Annotated in this window: 23 protein-coding genes and 4 tRNA genes (1 of these 27 only partly in view); 23 read left to right on the top strand and 4 right to left on the bottom strand. The window is 52.0% G+C overall.

What is annotated here, in order from left to right:
- The 11 genes from AAFJ72_RS19290 to AAFJ72_RS19240 form a co-directional block, all read left to right on the top strand.
- A tRNA-Phe gene (locus AAFJ72_RS19290) sits at positions 1 to 62 on the top strand (it extends 14 nt beyond the left edge of the window).
- Between the two features lie 5 nt (positions 63 to 67).
- Positions 68 to 143, top strand: a tRNA-Lys gene (locus AAFJ72_RS19285).
- 41 nt (positions 144 to 184) lie between these two features.
- Positions 185 to 260 (top strand) — tRNA-Gly (locus tag AAFJ72_RS19280).
- A 151-nt stretch (positions 261 to 411) separates the two neighbouring features.
- Positions 412 to 2,061: a tetratricopeptide repeat protein gene (locus AAFJ72_RS19275; protein WP_122905707.1), complete on the top strand. Its 1,650-nt coding sequence runs from the start codon at positions 412 to 414 to the stop codon at positions 2,059 to 2,061.
- Positions 2,062 to 2,095: 34 nt separating this feature from the next.
- On the top strand, positions 2,096 to 3,079 hold the full coding sequence (gene trxB, locus AAFJ72_RS19270; protein WP_432775322.1) for a thioredoxin-disulfide reductase: 984 nt from the start codon (positions 2,096 to 2,098) through the stop codon (positions 3,077 to 3,079).
- A gap of 233 nt (positions 3,080 to 3,312) precedes the next feature.
- Complete coding sequence (rapZ, locus tag AAFJ72_RS19265) at positions 3,313 to 4,194, top strand: RNase adapter RapZ (RefSeq protein WP_432775320.1); 882 nt, start codon at positions 3,313 to 3,315, stop codon at positions 4,192 to 4,194.
- 85 nt (positions 4,195 to 4,279) lie between these two features.
- Positions 4,280 to 5,290, top strand: coding sequence for a gluconeogenesis factor YvcK family protein (locus AAFJ72_RS19260; protein ID WP_432775319.1), 1,011 nt, complete (start codon positions 4,280 to 4,282; stop codon positions 5,288 to 5,290).
- Positions 5,291 to 5,299: 9 nt separating this feature from the next.
- On the top strand, positions 5,300 to 6,247 hold the full coding sequence (gene whiA, locus AAFJ72_RS19255) for a DNA-binding protein WhiA (RefSeq protein ID WP_122905703.1): 948 nt from the start codon (positions 5,300 to 5,302) through the stop codon (positions 6,245 to 6,247).
- Positions 6,248 to 6,297: 50 nt separating this feature from the next.
- Positions 6,298 to 6,555, top strand: coding sequence for an HPr family phosphocarrier protein (locus tag AAFJ72_RS19250; protein WP_122905702.1), 258 nt, complete (start codon positions 6,298 to 6,300; stop codon positions 6,553 to 6,555).
- 123 nt (positions 6,556 to 6,678) lie between these two features.
- On the top strand, positions 6,679 to 6,873 hold the full coding sequence (locus AAFJ72_RS19245) for a hypothetical protein (RefSeq protein WP_122905701.1): 195 nt from the start codon (positions 6,679 to 6,681) through the stop codon (positions 6,871 to 6,873).
- A 13-nt stretch (positions 6,874 to 6,886) separates the two neighbouring features.
- Positions 6,887 to 7,066: an H-type small acid-soluble spore protein gene (locus AAFJ72_RS19240; protein ID WP_432775318.1), complete on the top strand. Its 180-nt coding sequence runs from the start codon at positions 6,887 to 6,889 to the stop codon at positions 7,064 to 7,066.
- 69 nt (positions 7,067 to 7,135) lie between these two features.
- Here AAFJ72_RS19240 and clpP read toward each other — a convergent pair whose 3' ends face one another.
- Both clpP and AAFJ72_RS19230 read right to left on the bottom strand, forming a co-directional pair.
- Positions 7,136 to 7,771 carry an ATP-dependent Clp endopeptidase proteolytic subunit ClpP gene (clpP, locus tag AAFJ72_RS19235; protein ID WP_281274244.1) on the bottom strand — a complete coding sequence of 212 codons (636 nt, stop codon included), beginning with the start codon at positions 7,769 to 7,771 and terminating at the stop codon, positions 7,136 to 7,138.
- Positions 7,772 to 7,869: 98 nt separating this feature from the next.
- On the bottom strand, positions 7,870 to 8,091 hold the full coding sequence (locus AAFJ72_RS19230; RefSeq protein WP_432775317.1) for a hypothetical protein: 222 nt from the start codon (positions 8,089 to 8,091) through the stop codon (positions 7,870 to 7,872).
- Between the two features lie 219 nt (positions 8,092 to 8,310).
- On the opposite strand from AAFJ72_RS19230, the gene AAFJ72_RS19225 reads away from it, so the two are divergent.
- Entirely contained in the window at positions 8,311 to 8,778 is a 468-nt protein-coding gene (locus AAFJ72_RS19225; RefSeq protein WP_122905697.1) for a copper amine oxidase N-terminal domain-containing protein, read from the top strand.
- Positions 8,779 to 9,187: 409 nt separating this feature from the next.
- Positions 9,188 to 10,408, top strand: a complete 1,221-nt coding sequence (locus tag AAFJ72_RS19220; protein WP_432775316.1) for a branched-chain amino acid ABC transporter substrate-binding protein — start codon at positions 9,188 to 9,190, stop codon at positions 10,406 to 10,408.
- A gap of 245 nt (positions 10,409 to 10,653) precedes the next feature.
- Here AAFJ72_RS19220 and AAFJ72_RS19215 read toward each other — a convergent pair whose 3' ends face one another.
- Positions 10,654 to 10,791 carry a DUF4023 domain-containing protein gene (locus AAFJ72_RS19215; RefSeq protein WP_083955789.1) on the bottom strand — a complete coding sequence of 46 codons (138 nt, stop codon included), beginning with the start codon at positions 10,789 to 10,791 and terminating at the stop codon, positions 10,654 to 10,656.
- A 187-nt stretch (positions 10,792 to 10,978) separates the two neighbouring features.
- On the opposite strand from AAFJ72_RS19215, the gene AAFJ72_RS19210 reads away from it, so the two are divergent.
- Positions 10,979 to 11,131 (top strand): hypothetical protein, encoded by a 153-nt coding sequence (locus AAFJ72_RS19210; protein WP_170163459.1) that lies wholly within the window; start codon positions 10,979 to 10,981, stop codon positions 11,129 to 11,131.
- A gap of 110 nt (positions 11,132 to 11,241) precedes the next feature.
- On the opposite strand, the gene AAFJ72_RS19205 is transcribed toward AAFJ72_RS19210, so the two are convergent.
- A tRNA-Arg gene (locus AAFJ72_RS19205) sits at positions 11,242 to 11,316 on the bottom strand.
- Positions 11,317 to 11,537: 221 nt separating this feature from the next.
- Here AAFJ72_RS19205 and rpoN point away from each other — a divergent pair.
- From rpoN to eno, 9 genes are all read left to right on the top strand, one after another.
- Positions 11,538 to 12,911, top strand: a complete 1,374-nt coding sequence (gene rpoN, locus AAFJ72_RS19200) for an RNA polymerase factor sigma-54 (RefSeq protein WP_122905695.1) — start codon at positions 11,538 to 11,540, stop codon at positions 12,909 to 12,911.
- Between the two features lie 5 nt (positions 12,912 to 12,916).
- Positions 12,917 to 13,189 (top strand): glutaredoxin family protein, encoded by a 273-nt coding sequence (locus tag AAFJ72_RS19195; RefSeq protein ID WP_432775314.1) that lies wholly within the window; start codon positions 12,917 to 12,919, stop codon positions 13,187 to 13,189.
- A gap of 177 nt (positions 13,190 to 13,366) precedes the next feature.
- Positions 13,367 to 14,392, top strand: coding sequence for a sugar-binding transcriptional regulator (locus tag AAFJ72_RS19190; RefSeq protein ID WP_122905693.1), 1,026 nt, complete (start codon positions 13,367 to 13,369; stop codon positions 14,390 to 14,392).
- Between the two features lie 18 nt (positions 14,393 to 14,410).
- Complete coding sequence (locus tag AAFJ72_RS19185) at positions 14,411 to 15,775, top strand: Na+/H+ antiporter NhaC family protein (RefSeq protein WP_432775312.1); 1,365 nt, start codon at positions 14,411 to 14,413, stop codon at positions 15,773 to 15,775.
- A gap of 20 nt (positions 15,776 to 15,795) precedes the next feature.
- Positions 15,796 to 16,800 carry a type I glyceraldehyde-3-phosphate dehydrogenase gene (gene gap, locus AAFJ72_RS19180; protein WP_122905691.1) on the top strand — a complete coding sequence of 335 codons (1,005 nt, stop codon included), beginning with the start codon at positions 15,796 to 15,798 and terminating at the stop codon, positions 16,798 to 16,800.
- A 96-nt stretch (positions 16,801 to 16,896) separates the two neighbouring features.
- Positions 16,897 to 18,081 (top strand): phosphoglycerate kinase, encoded by a 1,185-nt coding sequence (locus tag AAFJ72_RS19175; RefSeq protein ID WP_122905690.1) that lies wholly within the window; start codon positions 16,897 to 16,899, stop codon positions 18,079 to 18,081.
- 21 nt (positions 18,082 to 18,102) lie between these two features.
- Positions 18,103 to 18,861, top strand: a complete 759-nt coding sequence (tpiA, locus tag AAFJ72_RS19170; RefSeq protein ID WP_122905689.1) for a triose-phosphate isomerase — start codon at positions 18,103 to 18,105, stop codon at positions 18,859 to 18,861.
- 15 nt (positions 18,862 to 18,876) lie between these two features.
- Positions 18,877 to 20,418, top strand: coding sequence for a 2,3-bisphosphoglycerate-independent phosphoglycerate mutase (gene gpmI, locus AAFJ72_RS19165; protein ID WP_432775311.1), 1,542 nt, complete (start codon positions 18,877 to 18,879; stop codon positions 20,416 to 20,418).
- Positions 20,419 to 20,504: 86 nt separating this feature from the next.
- A complete protein-coding gene (gene eno, locus AAFJ72_RS19160) occupies positions 20,505 to 21,791 on the top strand; it encodes a phosphopyruvate hydratase (protein ID WP_432775310.1) in 1,287 nt (428 codons plus the stop codon).
- The last annotated feature ends 134 nt before the right edge of the window (positions 21,792 to 21,925 follow it).

Genomic DNA, 21,925 nt, shown 5'->3' with positions numbered 1-21,925 from the left:
GTTGGTAGAGCAGAGGACTGAAAATCCTCGTGTCGGCGGTTCGATTCCGTCCCGAGCCACCATGTACGAGCCATTAGCTCAGTTGGTAGAGCATCTGACTTTTAATCAGAGGGTCGAAGGTTCGAGTCCTTCATGGCTCACCAGTTTTTACAAACAACTGAACAGGAAAAAGATGATACAATATGCGGACGTAGCTCAATTGGTAGAGCGTCGCCTTGCCAAGGCGAAGGTCGCGGGTTCGAGACCCGTCGTCCGCTCCATTACCGTTCGTAAACACCACTTGCTATGCGCCAGTGGTGTTTTCCTGCTTTTGCCCGTGAATTGCACACTTTAAAAGACGAGTCAGCTTGTAGGCTGGCACTGCTTCTGGTACGATACTTGAAGTGCTGCTCCTATGATGTTGGAGGTTTTATGAAACAAAATAAAAGTATGTTGAAGAAAACAACTGTCGTCGACTTCAAGCAAGATGCCGCTTTTTTTGTTGACCGGGGCATGCGCTTTTTGAATCGGTACGACTATGAAAAAGCACTGCGGTCGTTTCGGCGCGCTGTTGAGATGGAGCCGACCAATGCGGAATGCCATTGCCATTTGGCCAGTGCCCTCGCCGAAACCGGACAGTTTGAAGCATCGAACGAAGTCCTTTACGAGATCATAGAAAAATGGGACCCGTCCATGGTGGAAGTATACTTCTACATGGCAAACAACTACGCCAACATGGAAGATTACCAGATGGCAGAAGAAATGGCCGTCCGCTATCTGCAAGAGGCAGGCAACGGGCATTACCGGGAGGAAGCGGAAGAACTGCTCGATTACATTTACTTCGAGCTGGACTTGCCGCCGCGTCACTTTCTGCCAAGTGAAAACGAGGATGTGTACAGCAAGCACGAGCGTGCACGCCGCAGTCTGGAGGAAGGCCGCTTCCTGGAAGCTTTGGATATTTTGAAAGAAATCGTGGAAACCGACCCTGACTTTTTGCCGGCCTGGAACAACCTGTCTCTGGCCTATTACTACGTGGGTGATTTTCAAAAGGCGATGGAGACGATTGACAAGACGCTGGAAAAGGAGCACGGCAATTTGCATGCGCTGTGCAACCTGGCCGTTTTGCTCTCCCATCACAACCATACTGTAGAGTTGCTGGCTTTGATGGACATGCTAAAAAAGGTCGTTCCGTTTCACCTGGAAAACACGTACAAGCTGGCAACGACCATGGGAGTCCTTGGGCAACATGACGAGGCATACTTCCATTACCAGCGGATGCTGCGTGCCGGCCGTCCGCATGAAGCTTGCACGTACCACTATGCGGCGATCTCCGCGTACTTGAGCGGACGAAAAGACCAGGCTCTGCGCTGGTGGCAAAAAGCAAAGCAGTTGGACCCGGAATCAGGAATTGCTGACCAGTACATCCAGATGGTAAAAAACGAGCAAGAAGGGGACACTATAAAGCCGATCCCTTACCAGTACAACCCGCCGCGGCGCGACGTATCCTGGGAAAAGTCGCCGTTTACCGGAGTAGAGGACTTCAAAAACGATCCGATGATTCGCGCATCGCTTTTGTGGGCTTTGCAGCACGGACGCGACGAAGTCAAATTTGCCGTTTTGCAAACTTTGTCGCTGATCGGCGATGATGAGGCAGAGTACGCGGTTCGCCAATTTTACTACCAGACCGACAACCCCCAACTGCAAAAGCTGGCTCTGCTGGCGCTGGCGGACATGGGAGCGGCAATGCCGGAGGACGCGCCCCATTCGGCTGTAAACGAACACGCAAGCAGTGTCGTGCAGGCTGAGATGAGCGTAGAAGAAGGGATTCATCGCTACCTGTTCGCAGAAGGACAGCAGGAAGCCGGAGAATGGTGCCTGCGAGTCTGGGAAAAGCATCAGAAATACGCACAAAGCCAAGTACAAGTGCGGAAAGCAGTTGCATGGGTCGCTGCTTTGGAATATGTATACGGAAACGTAGCAAACAAGAAAAAATCGCAAGCTTATCTGGCCGAGAAATACGGGATTTCAGCGGCAACCGTAGCAAAATGCGTCAAAGTATTGTCGACACTTGATTTTATATAGATTATTACATTATAATAATTTTAAATAAAGAAGCGTGTCAGACGAGGAGGCAACAGATATGAGCGAGCAAAAAGTTTATGACGTTATCATCGCCGGAGCCGGCCCTGCTGGTATGACGGCTGCTGTATATACTTCCCGCGCCAACATGAGCACTTTGATGCTGGAAAGAGGCATTCCAGGCGGTCAGATGGCCAATACAGAGGAAATCGAGAACTACCCTGGCTTCGCCTCCATTCTCGGACCTGATCTTTCCACGAAAATGTTCGAGCACGCGCAGCAGTTTGGCGCAGAATACGCCTACGGCGAGATCAAGGAAATTCGCGATGAGGAACCGTTCAAACGGGTCATCACAGGTGACAAGGAATACCTGGCCAAAGCGGTGATCGTGGCAACAGGTGCCGAGCATCGCTTGCTCGGAGTGCCAGGGGAAAAAGAGCTGTCCGGTCGTGGCGTTTCCTACTGCGCTGTGTGCGACGGTGCTTTCTTCCGCAACAAAGAGCTGGTTGTCGTGGGTGGCGGCGACTCGGCCGTAGAGGAAGCTGTTTTCCTTACCCGTTTTGCCTCCAAAGTGACGATTGTCCACCGTCGCGATCAGTTCCGCGCGCAAAAAATCTTGCAAAAACGCGCTTTTGAAAACGAAAAGATCGAAGTAATCTGGGATTCCGTTGTCAAAGAAATTCGCGGAGAAGGCAAAGTACAGTCCGTCCTCCTGGAAAACATCAAGACTGGCGAGCAAAAAGAGTTTGCGACCGACGGCGTGTTCATTTACGTAGGTATGGACCCGCTGACTGAGAGCGTTCGTTCGCTCGGCATTACCAATGAAGCTGGCTATATCCTCACCGATGAAAAAATGCACACCAAGGTAAAAGGCGTGTTCGCAGCGGGCGACGTTCGCGAAAAAATGCTGCGCCAGGTCGTGACTGCAACCGGAGACGGCTCCATTGCGGCACAATCCGCTCAGCACTATGTGGAAGAGCTGAACGAAAAATTAAAGGAACAAAATGTCACAATCTCTTAACGTGCTTGTAACATGACTGAAATAATTTAGGGGTAAGATAAAGTCAATGAATTGACCCCCTTATCTATATACAATGTTGCGTGGCTGGTCTTGCAGTCGCGCATCTTTTTTTGCCCAAAAACAGCTTGTCGCCTGTAGAAACGGATGCTGGGAAAAGTGGGGAAGCGCCAAAAAGGTGCGAATTGGGCAGCGAATATGGTATGCTATTGTCAGAATCGTAGGAGGCGAGTTGCGTGACGGAATTGGGAAACGACAAGGCCATTAATCTCCTGATTATTACGGGAATGTCAGGTGCGGGAAAAACAGTTGCTGTACAAAGCTTGGAGGACCTGGGCTATTTTTGCGTAGACAACCTGCCCCCAGTGCTGATTCCCAAATTTGCCGAGTTGGTCAAACAGTCTGGCGGGAGTATTGAGCGTGTCGCTTTGGTGATCGACTTGCGTGGACGGGAGTTTTTCGAAAGTCTGTCCGAGACGATCGAGAGACTGGATCAGATGGAGGGATTGTCGTATCACATCCTCTACCTCGATGCGAACGACCAAACGCTGGTTTCCCGCTACAAGGAAACCCGTCGCAGACATCCGCTTTCACCGAACGGTTCCCCTCTGGAAGGAATTCATGCTGAGCGCCGTTTGTTGCAGGAAATGAAGGGCTGGGCGCATCAGATTATCGATACGAGTCAAATGAAGCCAGCGCAGCTTCGGGAAAAAATCATCAACCAATACGCACAACAAGGATCACCCCTTACGATCAATGTACTGTCGTTTGGCTTTAAATACGGTACGCCGATTGACGCGGACTTGATGTTTGATGTCCGGTTCTTGCCGAATCCCCACTATGTAGACGAATTGCGGCCCAAGACCGGATGCGATCCAGAGGTGGCTGATTACGTGATGAGGCACAAGGAAACCAAAGAGTTCATCGAGAAGCTGACGGACTTTTTGGCGTATACGTTGCCTCACTATCAGCGCGAAGGCAAAAGCCAATTGGTGATCGGCATCGGCTGTACGGGAGGAAAACACCGTTCCGTCGCGATTGCAGAGCATCTGGGCCAGACCTTCGGAAAAGATTTTACCATCCGGGTCAGTCATCGAGACATGGAAAAGAACAAGTGAGCATAGGATGGCAGGAAGAAAACGTTTCATGATTCACACAGAGAACGCCACCTGTTTATTTGTATCAGAAATAATGAGGTGACATATGCCTACTAAGGGAATGGGGAGGCTGCAGTCAAGGCCATTACGAATTGTCGTCATTGGCGGAGGAACGGGTCTGTCCGTCCTTTTGCGCGGTTTGAAACATGAGCCGGTGCATATCACAGCGATTGTGACCGTAGCAGACGATGGGGGAAGCTCAGGACGTCTGCGCGAGGAAATGGATATGCTGCCGCCCGGGGACATTCGCAATGTGCTGACTGCTTTGGCCGATACGGAGCCGTTGATGGAAAAAGTCATGCAGTACCGTTTTTCCTCAGGCACGGGATTAGCAGGGCATAATTTGGGAAATCTACTACTTGCAGCAATGAACGAAATCACGGGAGATTTTGTCACCGCAGTCAAAACATTGAGTGGAGTTTTGGCGGTGCGCGGAGATGTGCTGCCTGCGTCCACACAATCCATTCGTTTGAAAGCCGAAATGACGGATGGCTCGATCGTGATCGGAGAATCCCAAATACCGCTAACAGGCAAGGAAATCCGCCGGGTTTTCCTTGAACCGGCAGACGCTGTGCCGCTGAGTGAGGCACTTTTGGCGATTGCCGAGGCGGATGCCATTTTGATTGGACCGGGCAGTTTGTATACGAGCATACTGCCCAATTTGCTGGTGCGAGGTCTGTTTGCTGCGATCAAGCGCTCGACGGCCCCGAAGATTTATATTTGCAACGTCATGACACAGCCAGGCGAGACGGACGGTTTCACCGCCTCGAGGCATGTGCAGGTCATGTACGATCATGTAAAAGAATCGTTTCTGGATACGATCATTGTCAATTCAGCCGAGCTGCCGAACCACGTACTGGAAAAATACGCGGAAAAAGGAGCGACTCCTGTCCCCTGTGATCTGAAAAATCTGCGTCAGCTCGGCTTGCATATTGTCGCAAAGCCGCTGGTTACATTTGAGGATGGGTACCTGCGTCACGATGCGCATGCCGTGAGCAAGCAAGTCGTTTCACTCGTCAAGCGCAGACGGAGGGTGCTGAAGATAGAGAAGGAGTAGTGAGGTTCGATGTCATTCGCCGCGCATACCAAAAAAGAACTGACCATGATGGAGAGCGCCGACTGCTGCAGCAAGGCTGAATTGTCTGCCTTGATCCGCATGAACGGGAGCTTGCAGTTCGGAGCAGGACGCCTGGTGCTGGATGTGACGACGGAAAATGCGGCGATTGCCAGAAGGATTTACACCTTGATTAAAAAGCTGTTTCAGACGCACTGTGAACTGCTCGTTCGCAAAAAGATGCGGCTGAAAAAGAACAACGTCTACATCGTGCGAGTACCGAACCAGGCCAATGAAATTTTGCAAGAACTGGCGATCATGGACAGCAGCCTGTCGTTCGTACCCGGGATCGCTCCCGAGATTGTGAAAAAGTCGTGCTGCCGGGCTGCGTACCTGCGCGGAGCTTTCCTGGCAGGCGGCTCGGTCAATCATCCGGAGGCATCCAGCTATCATCTGGAGATTTTCACCTCCTATCAGGATTTTTGCGAAGCATTGACCAAGATCGCCAATCGGTATAAACTAAATGCCAAGTGCATCGAGCGGAAAAAGGGGTACGTCCTCTACATTAAAGAAGGCGAGAAAATCACGGAGTTTTTGAGCCTGATCGGCGCTCATCAGGCTCTGCTGTATTTTGAGGATGTCCGGATCGTCAAGGACATGCGCAACTCTGTGAACCGTTTGCACAATTGCGAGATCGCCAATATCAACAAAACAGTAAACGCTGCCACAAGACAAATGGAAAACATCCAACTCATCGATCAGGAGATCGGGTTGGAGAATTTGCCCAGACGTTTGCGTGAGGTAGCGGAGCTTCGCGTAGCTCACCCCGATATTAATTTGAAGGAATTGGGGGAGATGATCCCGAGCGGAGTTGTCAGCAAATCGGGAATTAATCACCGCTTGCGAAAAATTAACGAAATCGCTGACAAAATACGTGAAAAACAAAATCTTTCGATGTAGATGCATGATATACTTAAAGGTAATAGTCGTAAAGGATTGGAGGTTTATTCATGGTTCAACAGCAGGTCGTAGTTCAGCTGAAGACTGGCTTGCAGGCTCGTCCGGCTGCCTTCTTCGTGCAGGAGGCCAACCGTTTTGTATCGGAAGTATTTGTAGAAAAAGGCAACAAAAAGGTAAACGCCAAAAGCATTATGGGTATCATGAGCCTCGCCATCAGCTCGGGAACGGAGATTACCATCTTGGCAGAAGGGCCGGATGCCTCCCAGGCAGTTTCGAGCCTTGCCAGTCTGGTAAGCAAAGAAGAGTAGACAGACGATGGACCAAAGACACTGTCCCTAAATGGGGGGTGTCTTTTTTTGTTGCATGCATCAATTTTCGCGGCGCAGGGTATTGCTAAACAATGTAAGCGTGCAATAAAGGAGGAATGACTCATGAGCAATCGTGACACGTGCCAGGACAGCTGCAACGAAGGTCGGGATGCCTACGACATGGACATCGACCGGATGATAAATGAAGGACTGGGCGGCGGAATCGTTTCCGATCAGAACGGCCTGATCGAAGAAACGACCGTGGATACGATGACAGGGGCAAGCTCCGCGCAGCAAGCCTTAGACGACGAGCGATAAGAGGGAAGAACGCATGGATCTGACAAGAGCACAGGCTATTCTTTATTCTCCTGAAAAAATCAAGGTAGAATACCAAGGCGAGTCGGTCTGGATTGATGCTGTCGACGAAAAGACGTCTACTGCGCGCATTCATCAGGAAAACAACCCCGGAAAAAGCATGACGGTGTATGTCAGCCAGCTGGAAGAAGGCTGAGTTCACAAGGACAAAACAAAAACACTCGTACCAACGATTCGCTTGGCACGAGTGTTTTTGGCGCATGCTTTACTTTTTCGAAGAAGGCGTGGACGTAATGACTTTGTCAATCAATCCGTACTCTACGGCTTCTTGGGCAGTGAGGAAGTTGTCGCGATCCGTATCTTTTTGGATGCGTTCCAGCGGTTGTCCTGTACGTTCAGCCAGAATGGTGTTCAGGTGGTCACGCATTTTCAAAATGCGTTTCGCCGCGATCTCAATATCGCTCGCCTGGCCTTGAGCACCGCCCAATGGCTGGTGGATCATCACTTCACTGTTTGGCAGCGCATAGCGTTTGCCTTTTGTTCCGGCAGCCAGCAGGAAAGCTCCCATCGAAGCGGCCATTCCGATACAAATGGTGGAAACGTCCGGCTTGATGTAGTGCATCGTATCGTAAATCGCCATTCCGGCAGTGATGGAACCGCCAGGGCTGTTTATGTACAGATGAATGTCTTTATCCGGGTCTTCCGCCTGAAGGAACAACAGCTGGGCCACTACAATGTTGGCTACCGTGTCGTTGATGGGGGTTCCCAGAAAGATGATGCGGTCTTTGAGCAGGCGCGAATAAATATCATAAGCACGTTCACCGCGGTTGGTCTGTTCAATGACGGTTGGAATCAAATTCATGTGCATCTCGTCTTCCTCCTCTCTTTGTAAGATTATCATACACAAAAGGTCAATGAAGGTCAAACACATAAGTGCACGCCCTCACTACCATGATTGCCATTTTGCCTCACCCTAAACCTATGGCAAAAGGAAAGCAATTATTCATCTTCCGCATCGTCCGCTTCCGTAAGCTCAACAGCCAGCTTGAGCGTTGCCTTCATCTTTTTCCCCTTGATGATCGTATATTCCTCCACCTGCCGGGCCGACAACTGATTGATTGCCTCTGCCAGCTCCTGCTGGTTTTTGTACGGTTGGATGGTCAAGAGACATTCTTCATCGCTGGCCTCCTGGTAAATCAGAAAAAAGCGATCGTTTGCCATGAGCATTTCCTCCGTTCAAGCAAAAGTTATCCACAGTTTTATCAACAGGTTGTGCACAAAAACATTTGTTCGTGGGATAGAACGTTGATTTTCATAGTTTTGGCATCATTGGCGACTTATTAACATAGGAAAATTTGGGATGAAAAAGAGGAAAAAGCAGATATGTGTCGAAAATCATAAAATTGGAATTCATTTCATATTAATTGAGGGGTGTTTTATATGCTTCGCAAGTTTTCCACATTGATGCTTACCGCTGCCTTGCTGACCGGAAGTGTAGCAGCGACTGCTGCTTTTGCCCAACAGGCAGCACCTGTACAGCAACAACTGAAAATCAAAGTTGAGCTGAACGGCAAAGAGCTGGTGTTTCCGCAAGACATCGTAACAGAAAACGGAGTCGCTTATGTAAACGCAAGTACGCTGGCATTGGCTCTTGGAGGAGCAGCCGCATATGATTCCAGGATCAATTCCATCCTGGTGTCCAAGGACAACAAGTACGGCCTGCGCATGTATATAAACAACACGTTTGCGTACAAAAACGGAAAAGAAATTCGCGTACCGAACCCGCCGCGCGCAACTACCGGAGCTGTGCTGGTACCATTGGTGTACATCGCGCAAGAACTCGGTGCCCAAGTAACCTACGATGCAAATACATTCACGTACAAGCTGACAACCGAGGTCAAATCGTAAGTGTTTGGATGATTCCTCCGTTGTGATTGCTTTTGCGCTTCTCGTATAATAGAGAAAAAGCAGGAGCAATCGAGAGGGGACTTACAACTCATGCAAGGAAGCACGTTTGCCAGTGTCGCCATGCTGGTTGGCTTTGTGGTATTGGCCATATACGTTATGTGCAAAGCGTATTCCCAAAAATACAAAGAATGATGATTTGTTGTATAAAGACAGCCGCTCCTTCGGGATGTGGTTGTTTTTATTTAATTTTCTGAAAATATATCAGATGATAGTATAAACGGTTGATAGTATAGTGGAAAGAAATAATAAAGGAAAAATATCAGCATTTCTATTGCAAATTTTCTAAAATATCCTACAATGAAAGAGTGAATCATAGTTTGTGCGTAAATAAAGAGGGGGATGTTTTGCTATGAAAAAACAGAAATCACTGTCAATTTTGGCTGCTACGGTAGCATTGGGAACATTGCTTGCAGGTTGCGGTGGAGGCGGCGACCAATCCAGCGCTCCACAATCGAATGGTGGAGGCGGAAGCACAAGCGGCGGCGGAGCCGGAGAGAAGCTGGTTATTGCCGTAGTAGGTCCGCTGTCCGGTCAATACTCCGATTACGGAAGCACCGCCAAAGCAGGTGCTGAATACGCCCTGAAGGAAAAACAAGAAGCGTTCAAAGCGCTCGGCTTTGACGTACAGATTTCCGCACAAGACGACCAGGCTGACCCGAAACAAGGGGTAGCAGTCGCGCAAATGCTGATTTCCAACCCTGATGTGGTAGGTGTCATCGGCCACGCAACAACAGGTGCGTCGATCACTGCCGCTGCCCAATACGATCAAGAAAAACTCGTGATGGTATCGCCATCCGCAACAGGCTCTGACCTGACTGAGCAAGGCAAAAAGATCGTTCACCGCATCTGTGCGCGTGACGACCAGCAAGGCTCCAAGGCAGCTGTCTACGCGAAAAACAAACTGGGCGTAAAATCTGCGTTCATCATGCACGACAAGGCTGCTTACGGTCAAGGTCTTGCAGAAGAAGTGAAAAAGCAGTTTGAAGCTGACGGCGTGCAAATCGTTGGCTTTGAAGGCGTAACCGCTGGCGAGAAGGATTACAGTGCGGTCATCAACCAGATCGTGTCGAAAAATCCGGACATGATCTACTTCGGCGGCTACTACTCCGACGCGGGTATCATCGTGAAGCAAGCGCGTGAAAAAGGCTTCAAAGGCATCTTCATGGGTGGTGACGGCTACGACTCCGCAGACCTGGTGAAAATCGCAGGTGTTGAAAATGCGAACAACGTCGTCTTCACTTCCACTGTTGGTGATGTAGGCGCTACAGAAGAAGGCAAAAAATGGATCGAAGACTTCGAAAAAGCAACTGGCAACAAAGTGGGTATCTTCACTTCCTTCGGATATGATTCCATGGGCGTAATGCTCAACGGTCTGGAAGAAGCGATCAAAGCAAACGGCGGCAAAAAGCCAACTCGTGAGCAAGTGCTGGAAGCTGTACACAAAACCAAAGACTACAAAGGCAAGTTCGTAAACGTAACCTTCAACGAAAAAGGCGACAACGAATTCGCATCCGTTTACGTGTACAAATACGAGGACGGTAAAAAAGTATACCTTGGCGAAGCGAAGTAATCAGTCGGTAGGAATGCGCCGTTTGGGACATACTACGTTTGGCACGAAGACCATCTAGGAGGAGGAATTCGCATGTCAAACCATCGCAATACGAAAAACGGCGGCAATCAGGGACACAGCAGCAAGACACAGGACACCCAGAAGCAAAAGTCCGAACGAGATCGCAACCTGAACAAACAAGATCCGCAATAGGCAAAAGCCCACCCAAGCGACGTGTTGTCTGCTTCGGGTGGGCTTTTGACGGTCTACCAGATCCCTTGCTTGCTCGGCAGTCGTTTTTCCGGGTGGCCGTAGCCTTGGTGCTTGCGGCTTCTGAGATTTTTTGCCTGTGACTCGTGAATTTTTGCGACAAACTCGCTTGTGCTCATCTTGGTAAAGTCCATAAGGCACCTCCATCTTCCACGCTGTTTGGCTTGACGCCTTTTGTAGGATGGCCATTTTGGGGCGTGAGCAATCGGGAACCTATTTATTACATTACAATCGCGCATGATTTGGAAAACGGTTGAAGGTTCAAAAACGCAGAAAAAATAGGCTATAATGTAGGGAGGAAAAACTGGCGGGGGTGTATGCATGAGCGCGGGATTTATTGCGGTACTTGTCATTACTTTTATCCTTATCATCTGGGTGACGATATGGGTTACGAATAAAGCCTATTCCCGAAAACCGGATCCGGTTGATCCGTTGCCTGGAAAAGACTTGGCGAGCAAAGAGCTGGATCAGTAGTACCGAAAAAATCAAGCCTGCGGCGAGCTGGTGCTTGCGCAGGCTTTTTTGGCGCGAAAACAGGTCGGGAAAAAGCAAAAAAGACTGGATGTTCTCCAGTCTTTTTCCAATGGTACGCCTGAAGGGAATCGAACCCCTGCACATGGTTCCGGAGACCATTGCTCTATCCACTGAGCTACAGGCGCATAATAAAAGTGCTGACACTAATTCATTATAAGTCATTCTCCGGAAAAAATGCAATGGAAAAACGCGATTTTGTGTGATTTTTTTTCATGAGTGTGAACAAGGTGCGATCCTCATTTTTTGTGTGCGCTCTTCAAAAATTGGCAGGAAAATTGCAAGGAAGAACGAATATAATGAAGATTAAAGAAACAACAGAAGAAGCGTGGGAAGGGGGGCGAGCTTCATGAACATGGGATTGGGCTTGTATCAAGAGCAGACGCTAAAACTTGTGATGACGCCCGAATTGCGTCAAGCCATTACGATATTGCAATACTCTGCCATTGATCTGATCTCCTTTTTGCAGGAGCAGGCTACCGAAAATCCTGTATTTGACCTGGAAGTGGCGGGAGAGGTGGCAACGGCAAAAGCGGAAAAGCCGGCACCAGAAATCGATTGGAAAGAAATCGTCGGAAATCGCGCGACAGGGGATTATTCTCCGGCAAAAAATGAAAGCACTTACAATCCGCTGGATTTTGTGCAGCAAAGCAACGAAAATTTGTATGAGCATCTGGAGCGGCAGCTTGGCTATGTGAAAGGCTTCACGCCTTTGCAAAAGAAAATCGCCCTGTTTTTGATCGGAAATCTGGATGAAAAAGGCTATCTGGAGATCACGCTGGAGGAAGCGAGCGAACGTCTCGGGGTAGAAGTGCTGGAGATCGAGGACGTGCTGTCGGTGCTGCAACATTTTGATCCGGTAGGCGTGGCCGCGCGCAGCCTGGAGGAATGTTTGCTCCTGCAGTTGGAGCACCTGGCGCTTGATGATGAAAAGATCGTCATGGTCGTGCGCAATCACCTGCAAGACCTCGCAGACAACCGCTACCAGCGGATTGCTGACAAAGTGGGCTGTACGCCGCAGGAAGTGCAGACGATGGCGGATCTGGTCCGCACGCTGAACCCAAGGCCGGGCGCACAGTTTTCCCAGGCGGAGACGAGATACGTCATCCCGGACGTGACGGTGGAAAAGGTCGGCAGCGACTACGTTGTGCTCGTCAACGACGTGGCCGCGCCGCGTTTGAAAATCAACAGCTTTTACGAGAAAATGCTTAGCCAGCAAAAAAGCCAGGACGAGGCGAAGCAGTTTATCCACGACAAGCTCAACGCTGCGATGTGGCTGGCGAAAAGCCTGGAACAGCGCCGTTTGACTCTCATGCGCGTCACCCAGGCGATTGTGGACATGCAGCGCGACTTTTTCGACCGGGGCATTCACTACTTGAAGCCGATGACGCAAAAGGAAATCGCGGAACGGGTCGGCTTGCACGAATCGACGATCAGCCGTGCGACCAGCAACAAATACGTACAGACGCCGCGGGGCATTTTTGAACTGAAATACTTCTTTACTTCCGCGCTGACTACTTCCAGCGGGTCTGCGACCTCCTCGGAGAGCGTCAAGCGCAGAATCAAGGCGTTGATTGAGCAGGAGGATCGCAAGTCGCCGCTGTCCGACCAGAAGCTGGCGGAGATGCTGCTTGCAGAAGGGATTGAAATCTCTCGCCGCACGGTAGCCAAGTACCGCGAAGAGATGCTGATTCCGTCCTCTGCGAAGCGAAAGAGGTTTTAACGACAATGAACAAGAAACAGCTTGAGGTTGTCCTGTACGGACGGCCAAAATGCCATTTGTGCGACGATGTGGAGCTGGCCATCCGCTGTTTGGCGGAGGAGTTTCCGTTGCAGTTGCACATGGTGGACATTGAGAGCGACGCACAGCTCCACGAAGAAATGATGCTGGTGATTCCGGTAGTCGCGATTGACGGAGAAGTGGTGTTTCGCTCGATCACCCATGTGGTAACGATGGAAGAGCTTCGGGAAGAGTTTCAGAAGCGCCAGTTGGGCAGATAAATGGAAGAAAAGCACCCCCTGCCAAGATTGGGCCATGGGGGTGCTTGCATGTTTTTCGCCGATATGCTACATTCAAGGTGTAGCAAGTGATCTTTTTTTTACACTAATCGGGACAAAAAATGTATACACAGGGACAAAAAACGTCCCGATCAATTTTACAGCCAAGGATGTAAGCACATGCGAAGATTACTGGAACTGCAGCAAAAGCTGGTGCCTGATCTGACTCAGGTCTTGCGCGAGAGGTACATGCTGCTCCGGTCGATCTACCACTTGCAGCCGATCGGGCGCAGAGGGCTTGCGCAAGCGATGAACACGACAGAGCGTATTTTGCGGGCCGAGGTCGAGCTGTTGAAGGAGACAGGGCTGTTGACAGTTACCGCTGCGGGGATGCACCTGAGCGGTGAAGGGCAGCAGGTGCTGGACGACATGGAGCCGCTCGTGGGCGAGCTGTTTGGCCTGACAGACTTGGCAGAAGGTCTGCAAAAAAAGCTCGGCATCCCGGAAGTAATCGTGGTGCAGGGCGACGCAGACCAGTCGCCGTGGGTCAAGGAAGAACTGGGCCGCGTGGGAGCGAGAGTGCTAAAGCAAGTCGTTCAGGAGGGAGATATTGTCGCCGTGACAGGCGGTACCTCCATCGCGAGCGTAGCCAAGCACCTGACCCCTTCCGCTTCGTTCAAAAATGTGCAGTTTGTGCCCGCACGCGGCGGCCTGGGCGAGAGAGTGGAGCTGCAAGCCAACTCGCTTGCCGCTGCCATGGCAGAAAAGACCGGAGCTACCTACCGGCTGCTTCACGTGCCGGATCGCTTGCATCCGGAAGCCTTGCAGACACTGCTCAAGGAGCCGCAGGTACAAGATGTGCTCTCGCTTTTGCGGGATACGCGTATCGTGCTGCACGGCATCGGCGACGCTCTTACGATGGCTCGCCGGCGCAATTATTCGGAGGAGGAGCTTGCTGAATTGGTAGAAGCAGGGGCTGTATCCGAGTCCTTTGGCTACTACTTTAATGAAGCGGGCGAAATCGTTCACCGGATGCCGACAATCGGGCTGCAGCTGGAGGAAGTGCACAAGGCTGAAACAGTGCTCTCCATAGCAGGGGGCGAAAGCAAGGCAAAAGCGATTCTTTCCTTTGCCAAACAATCGTGTCAGAATGTACTCATTACGGATGAGGGGGCCGCACGAGCCTTGTTGTCCACACGATTGTAACGGAAGGAAGCTGATCGTATGTCTATGGCGCAGGTCATGCCCATCCTGGCGATGATAGCAGGAATTGTGCTCAGTTTGTCACTTGGTTTTCCGATTGCGCTGGGGATTGTTTTTGCGATCCTGGTCACACTCTTTAGTGTGCGCAAACTGGGTTATTCCTGGAAGCAGCAGTCCGGATTTGGCTGGGAAGGCGTAAAGAAGACGAAGCCGGTTCTCATGATCCTCTTTTTGGTGGGCGTGCTGATTCCGCTTTTGATGATGGGGGGAACCATCCCCGCGATCATTTACTACGGGTTGTCCATCGTCAACGTCGACTATTTGTTTGTTCTCTCCTTTTTGCTGACAGGAGCGGTCAGCTATTTGCTCGGGACTTCTGTCGGCACGTTGAGTACCATCGGCCTATCGCTGATGGGGATTGCCCACGCGGCAGGCATTTCGCCAGCGATTGCGGGCGGAGCGCTGATCTCCGGGGCGATGGTGGGAGAACGATTTTCGCCGATTTCCAGCAGCAGGCTGCTCGTCCTCGCCAATGTCGGGATGACGGAAGCGCAGGACAGGCAAACAAGACGTCCTGCCCTGCTTGCGACAGCCATATGCGCCGCGCTTTTTCTCGGCATGGATCTGTTTCGCGTACAGACAGGTTCCAGCGAGATGATTGAGATGTATCAAGGGCTGTTAACCAGCCACTTTTCGATTAACTGGCTGCTCATGCTGCCGCTGCTCGTCCTGATCGGAGCTTTTGCGCTCAGGGTAAAGGCAGTGACCGCGCTTTTGTACGGCATTGTGGTCAGTGCCGGGATGGTCGCTGTGCACGGGCAGCTTGATGCCAAAACGTTTTTTTCGGCCATGCTGTACGGATACGAGCTGCACTCGGGCACACCGCTGGATCAGCTTGTGCACGGCGGCGGGATGGTTGCCATTTTGAACGTTCTGCTGCTGATTGTCCTGGCAGGCTTTTTGAACGGCATTTTGAATCAGGCCAATATACTTACGCCGATTGTGGACAAATTGATGGGCCATACAAAGAATCCGGTTGTACTGGTAGCAAAAGCGGTAGCGTTGTCCCTTTTGGTCGTCATTATCAGCTGCAACCAGACCATTCCGATTCTGGTGCTGGGCTCGACGCTGCTTGAGCGGTTCTCGCAATGGAGCGGCGGACGCGAGCTTCTGGGCAAAACGATGCTGGACTCCACCGTCGTCATGCCTGTGCTGATCCCGTGGAACGGCTTGGCGATGATGATGGCCTTGACGCTGGGCGTTTCTACGGTACAGACGTTGCCCTTTGTATTTTTCAGCCTGTTATTGCCGATTGTCACGATTTTCTCCACCCATGGCTTTTCGCCGGAAGGTGGGTTTATAGCCACAAAGAATAAAGCTAGCTAACGAGCAGGAGGTTATTTCTTATGGTAAAAGTAGGGATTAACGGTTTTGGACGAATTGGTCGCAACGTATTCCGCGCAGCACTCAACAACCCGAACGTGGAAATCGTAGCCGTAAACGACTTGACTGACGCGCAAACGCTCGCTCATCTGCTCAAGTACGACTCCGTACACGGTGTGCTGGACCTGCCGGTAGAAGCGGGCGAAAACACGCTGATCGTGGGCGGAAAAGAAATCAAGGTTCTCGCTGAGCGCGATCCTGCGCAACTGAAATGGGCCGATTACGGCGTAGAGATCGTCGTTGAGTCTACAGGCCGATTCACCAAGCGCGAAGATGCAGCGAAGCACCTGGAGGGCGGCGCGAAAAAAGTCATCATTTCCGCTCCGGCTACCAATGAAGACATTACCATCGTCATGGGCGTAAACGAGGATAAATACGATCCGGCGAAGCACACCGTCATCTCCAACGCGTCCTGCACAACCAACTGCCTGGCGCCGTTTGCCAAAGTGCTGAACGACAAGTTCGGAATTGTACGCGGTTTGATGACCACCGTGCATTCCTACACCAACGACCAGCAAATTCTCGACCTGCCGCACAAAGACCTGCGCCGTGCCCGCGCTGCTGCGGAAAACATTATTCCTACTTCCACAGGTGCAGCAAAAGCGGTAGCACTCGTACTGCCTGAGCTGAAAGGCAAGCTGAACGGCTTCGCCATGCGCGTACCAACTCCAAACGTGTCCGTTGTCGACCTGGTAGCGGAACTGAAAACCGATGTTACGGTAGAAGAAATCAACAACGCGCTGAAGGAAGCGGCCGAGGGTCCAATGAAAAACATCCTGGGCTACTCCGAAGCTCCGCTCGTATCCTCCGACTACAACGGCAACCCTGCATCCTCGACAATCGATGCGCTGTCTACAATGGTACTGGAAGGAAACATGGTGAAAGTCGTTTCCTGGTACGATAACGAGTGGGGTTACTCCAATCGTGTCGTAGACTTGTGTCATTATGTTGCACAGCGCGGCTTGTAACACGTAAAATAGAACTGTTGTGAAAAAGGGAGAGCAATCTCCCTTTTCCCATATGTTTTTTCCGAATAAAAAGCCAATGATTTGGGAGGATCGTTCATGAACAAGAAATCTATCCGCGATGTTGAGCTGGCAGGCAAGCGCGTATTTTGCCGTGTCGATTTTAACGTGCCGATGCAGGACGGGACAATCACCGATGATACTCGCATTCGCGCTGCTGTGCCAACTATCCGTTTCCTGATGGAAAAAGGGGCCAAAGTAATTCTGGCAAGCCATTTTGGCCGTCCGAAGGGGCAAGTAGTGGAAGAGATGCGTCTTACTCCTGTCGCTTCCCACCTGTCTGCGCTTTTGGACAAGGAAGTACGCAAGCTGGATGATTCCATAGGGGCAGAGGTAGAAGCAGCAGTTGAAAGCATGGAAAACGGAGACGTAATCCTGCTCGAAAACGTGCGCTTCCATGCGGGAGAAGAAAAGAACGATCCGGAACTGGCAAAAAGCTTTGCGGCGCTGGCTGATCTGTTTGTCAATGACGCTTTTGGAGCAGCACACCGGGCACACGCTTCCACAGCGGGAATCGCCCAATACATACCGGCTGTAGCGGGGCTGTTGATGGAAAAGGAAATTCGCTTCCTGGGCGGAGCCTTGTCCAGGCCAGAGCGTCCATTTACAGCAATCGTCGGTGGCGCGAAGGTAAAAGATAAAATTGCGGTAATTGAAAACTTGTTGACCAAGGTTGACCACTTGATTATCGGCGGCGGCATGGCCAATACATTCCTCAAGGCACAAGGCTACGGCATTGGCGCATCGCTGTGCGAGGATGACAAGCTCGATCTGGCCCGCACCTTGATGGAGCAGGCAAAAGAGCGCGGCGTCGAGCTGTTGATGCCAGTTGACGTCGTCGTGGCAGACCGTTTTGCGGCTGACGCAGAGAAAAAAGTCGTTTCCATTGATGCGATTCCGGAAGGCTGGATGGCGCTCGATATTGGGCCAAAAACAGTGGAGCAATACCGTAGCGTGATTGTCGATTCCAAAACAGTCGTCTGGAACGGACCGATGGGCGTGTTTGAAATGGACGCTTTTGCAGAAGGCACAATCGGCGTTGCCAAAGCGATGGCAGCGTGCGCGGGTACGACCATCATCGGTGGCGGAGACTCCGTGGCGGCTGTGGAAAAAGCGGGCGTAGCCGAGCAGATGACCCACATTTCTACAGGCGGCGGGGCGTCCCTGGAATTTATGGAAGGCAAGGAGCTGCCGGGCGTAGCCGTGCTGGCAGATCACGAATAAGAGCAAAGCGGGGGAGTTTGCATGCGGACACCAATTATCGCGGGGAACTGGAAGATGTTCAAGACGATTGCCGAGGCGAAGGCGTTTGCGGAAGAAGCCAAGGCAGGCAACAGCACTTCCGGGGTACAAAAAGTCATTTGCGCACCATTTACAGCGCTGGCTGCCTTGAAAGAGGCGTTTTCCGGCACAGATATTGCCGTTGGCGCGCAAAACATGCATTTTGCCGAGCAGGGGGCATACACCGGGGAAATCAGCGCGGCGATGCTGAAAGAAATCGGCGTGGAGTACGTGATTCTCGGCCATTCCGAGCGTCGCCAATACTTCAATGAAACAGATGAGACTGTGAATCAAAAAGTCGTCGCTGCGCTTGCAGCAGGTCTGGTGCCGATCGTGTGTGTCGGCGAAAGCCTGGAGCAGCGGGAAGCGGGCGAAACCGCTCAGGTTGTGCGCACGCAGACAGAAGGAGCCTTTGCCGGCCTGACAGCCGAGCAGGTGGCGAACTGCATCATCGCCTATGAACCGATTTGGGCGATTGGCACAGGCAAGTCCTCGACTGCCGAAGATGCCAACGAGACGATTGCCGTGATCCGCAGCGTCGTAGCAGAGCGCTTCGGCCAGGCGACGGCAGAAGCTGTGCGCATTCAGTACGGCGGCAGCGTCAAGCCGGAAAACATCGCCAGCTACATGGCGCAGCCGGACATCGACGGTGCGCTGGTCGGCGGAGCGAGCCTGGCAGCAGACAGCTACTTGCAGCTCGTGGCAGGTGCGGTGCAGCGATAGGAGGAGGAAAAACAGATGGCACAAAGACCAAAGCCGGTAGCGCTGCTGATTCTGGATGGCTTTGCCCTGCGCAGCGAAACGTACGGCAACGCGGTAGCACAAGCGAACAAACCGAACTTTGACCGTTTCTGGAACGAATACCCCCATGCGACGCTGGAAGCGAGCGGACTGGCTGTCGGATTGCCGGAAGGGCAAATGGGGAACTCCGAGGTAGGACATCTGAACATCGGGGCTGGCCGTGTCGTTTATCAAGATTTGACACGCATCACCAAGTCGATTCGCGAAGGCGAATTTTTTGAAAACGAAACATTGGTAGCGGCCTTCGAGCATGCGAAGCAAAACGGCAAGCAGCTCCACCTGTTCGGGCTGTTGTCCGACGGCGGCGTGCACAGCCATATCGAGCATTTGTACGCGCTTTTGGAGCTGGCCAAACGCCAAAGCTTTGACCGCGTCTACATTCACGGCTTCCTCGACGGCCGCGACGTATCGCCGGACAGCGCCGTTGGCTACATTGAGCAATTGCAAGCAAAGATTGCGGAAATCGGCGTAGGGAAAATCGCAACCGTGCAGGGTCGTTACTACGCGATGGACCGGGACAAACGTTGGGAGCGCATCGAAAAAGCGTACCGCGCCATGGTGTACGCGGATGCTCCTGCTTACCGCGATCCGGTCCAGGCAGTCAAAGAGTCCTACGAAAAGTCGATCATGGACGAGTTCGTCATGCCGACCGTGATCGTCGGCGAGGACGACAAGCCAGTGGCGAAGATCGAAAGCGGCGACGCGATCATTTTCTACAACTTCCGTCCTGACCGGGCGATCCAGATTTCGCAAGCCTTTACGAATGAGGACTTCCGCGGCTTTGACCGCGGCGAGGGACGGCCGCGCGATCTGCACTTCGTCTGCCTGACCCATTTTTCCGAGACGGTGAACGGGTACGTGGCCTACAAGCCGTCCAACCTGGACAACACGTTGGGAGAAGTGCTTTCGCAGCAAGGGTTGAAGCAGCTGCGCATCGCCGAGACGGAGAAATACCCGCACGTGACGTTCTTCTTTAGCGGCGGTCGCGAGCAGGAGTTCCCAGGCGAGAAGCGCATCCTGATTCCTTCGCCAAAAGTGGCAACCTACGACCTGCAGCCGGAGATGAGTGCTCCTGAGGTGACAGATGCGGTTGTCGCAGAGATTGAAGCGGAAAACTTCGACGCGATCATTCTCAACTTTGCCAACTGCGACATGGTCGGTCACTCCGGGAAAATGGAGCCGACGATCAAGGCTGTCGAAACGGTTGACGCTTGCCTGGGCCGCGTGGTTGACGCGATTCTCGCCAAAGGCGGCATGGCTGTCATCACAGCAGACCACGGCAATGCCGATCTGATGCTGGATGAGGAAGGACGTCCGATCACCTCGCACAGCACGTATCCTGTTCCTGTGATTGTGACCAAGGCAGGAGTGAAGCTGCGGGAAGACGGTATATTGGCCGATCTGGCCCCGACGGTGCTCGACCTTTTGGGAGCCGAGCAGCCAGCGGAAATGACAGGCAAATCGTTACTTGCAAAATAGCCCACTCTGGGACACACTGATAGATGACCAGATGCTATCAAATACTTGCGGGGCACCTCGCATACCAAAAGGAGATGGATCGAGAAATGGCAATCATTACTGACGTTTATGCACGCGAAATCATGGATTCCCGCGGCAATCCGACCGTGGAAGTGGAAGTATATCTCGAAGACGGTTCGATGGGCCGCGCAGCCGTTCCATCCGGGGCGTCTACAGGTGCTTATGAGGCAGTAGAGCTTCGCGACGGCGACAAATCCCGTTACCTGGGCAAAGGCGTTCTGAAAGCCGTAGAAAACGTCAATGAAATCATCGCGCCTGAGCTGATCGGCATGGATGCTCTGGATCAGGTAGGCATCGACATGGCGATGATCCAGCTCGACGGCACGCCTAACAAAGGCAAGCTGGGCGCAAACGCGATCCTTGGCGTCTCCATGGCAGTAGCACGCGCGGCTGCCGACTCTCTCGGAGTGCCTCTCTACAACTACCTGGGCGGTTTCAACGCAAGAACGCTGCCAGTACCGATGATGAACATCCTCAACGGCGGAAAGCACGCAGACAACACCGTAGACATCCAGGAATTCATGGTAATGCCAGTCGGCGCAGAGTCCTTCAAGGAAGCGCTGCGCATGGGTGCGGAAATTTTCCACTCCCTGAAAAAAGTGTTGCATGACAAAGGCCTGAGCACAGCAGTAGGTGACGAGGGCGGCTTTGCGCCAAACCTGAAGTCCAACGAAGAAGCAATTACAACGATTCTGGATGCGATCAAGGCTGCTGGCTATGAGCCAGGCAAAGATGTGTTCCTCGCGCTGGACGTTGCCGCAACCGAAATGTTCAAAGACGGCAAATACCACTTCGAAGGCGAAGGTGTTGTGAAAACAACGGAAGAAATGATCGCCTTCTACGAAGACCTGGTAAGCAAATACCCAATCATCTCCATCGAAGACGGCTTGTCCGAAGACGACTGGGATGGCTGGAAAGCGCTGACTGAAAAGCTGGGCAGCAAAGTACAGCTCGTGGGCGACGACCTGTTCGTGACCAACACCGAGCGTCTGGCGCGCGGTATCGAGTCTTCCACAGGTAACTCCATCCTGGTGAAAGTAAACCAGATCGGTACCCTGACAGAGACTTTTGAAGCGATTGAAATGGCGAAGCGTGCGGGCTACACAGCCGTTATTTCCCACCGCTCCGGCGAAACTGAAGACTCCACCATCTCCGATATTGCTGTAGCGACCAACGCGGGACAAATCAAGACAGGTGCGCCTTCCCGTACCGACCGCGTAGCGAAGTACAACCAATTGCTGCGCATCGAGGACGAACTGGCTGACACTGCCCGTTTTGGCGGACGCGCTGCATTCTACAACCTGAAAAAATAAGGCCACAGGCCAGCAAAAAGAAGCGGTACCTGCGCAGATGATGCGTAGGGCCGCTTTTTTCATGTGCAAAGAACCTATGCTGGCTCCCTTCCTTATGCATGGTGATGCGGGCAATAGGCATTTGCGGAAGTTTT

The organism is Brevibacillus gelatini (assembly GCF_050920745.1).
GTDB lineage: Bacteria > Bacillota > Bacilli > Brevibacillales > Brevibacillaceae > Brevibacillus > Brevibacillus gelatini.
The sequence above is the reverse complement of the archived record's forward strand: the minus strand, read 5'-3'. Positions and strand labels throughout refer to the sequence as shown.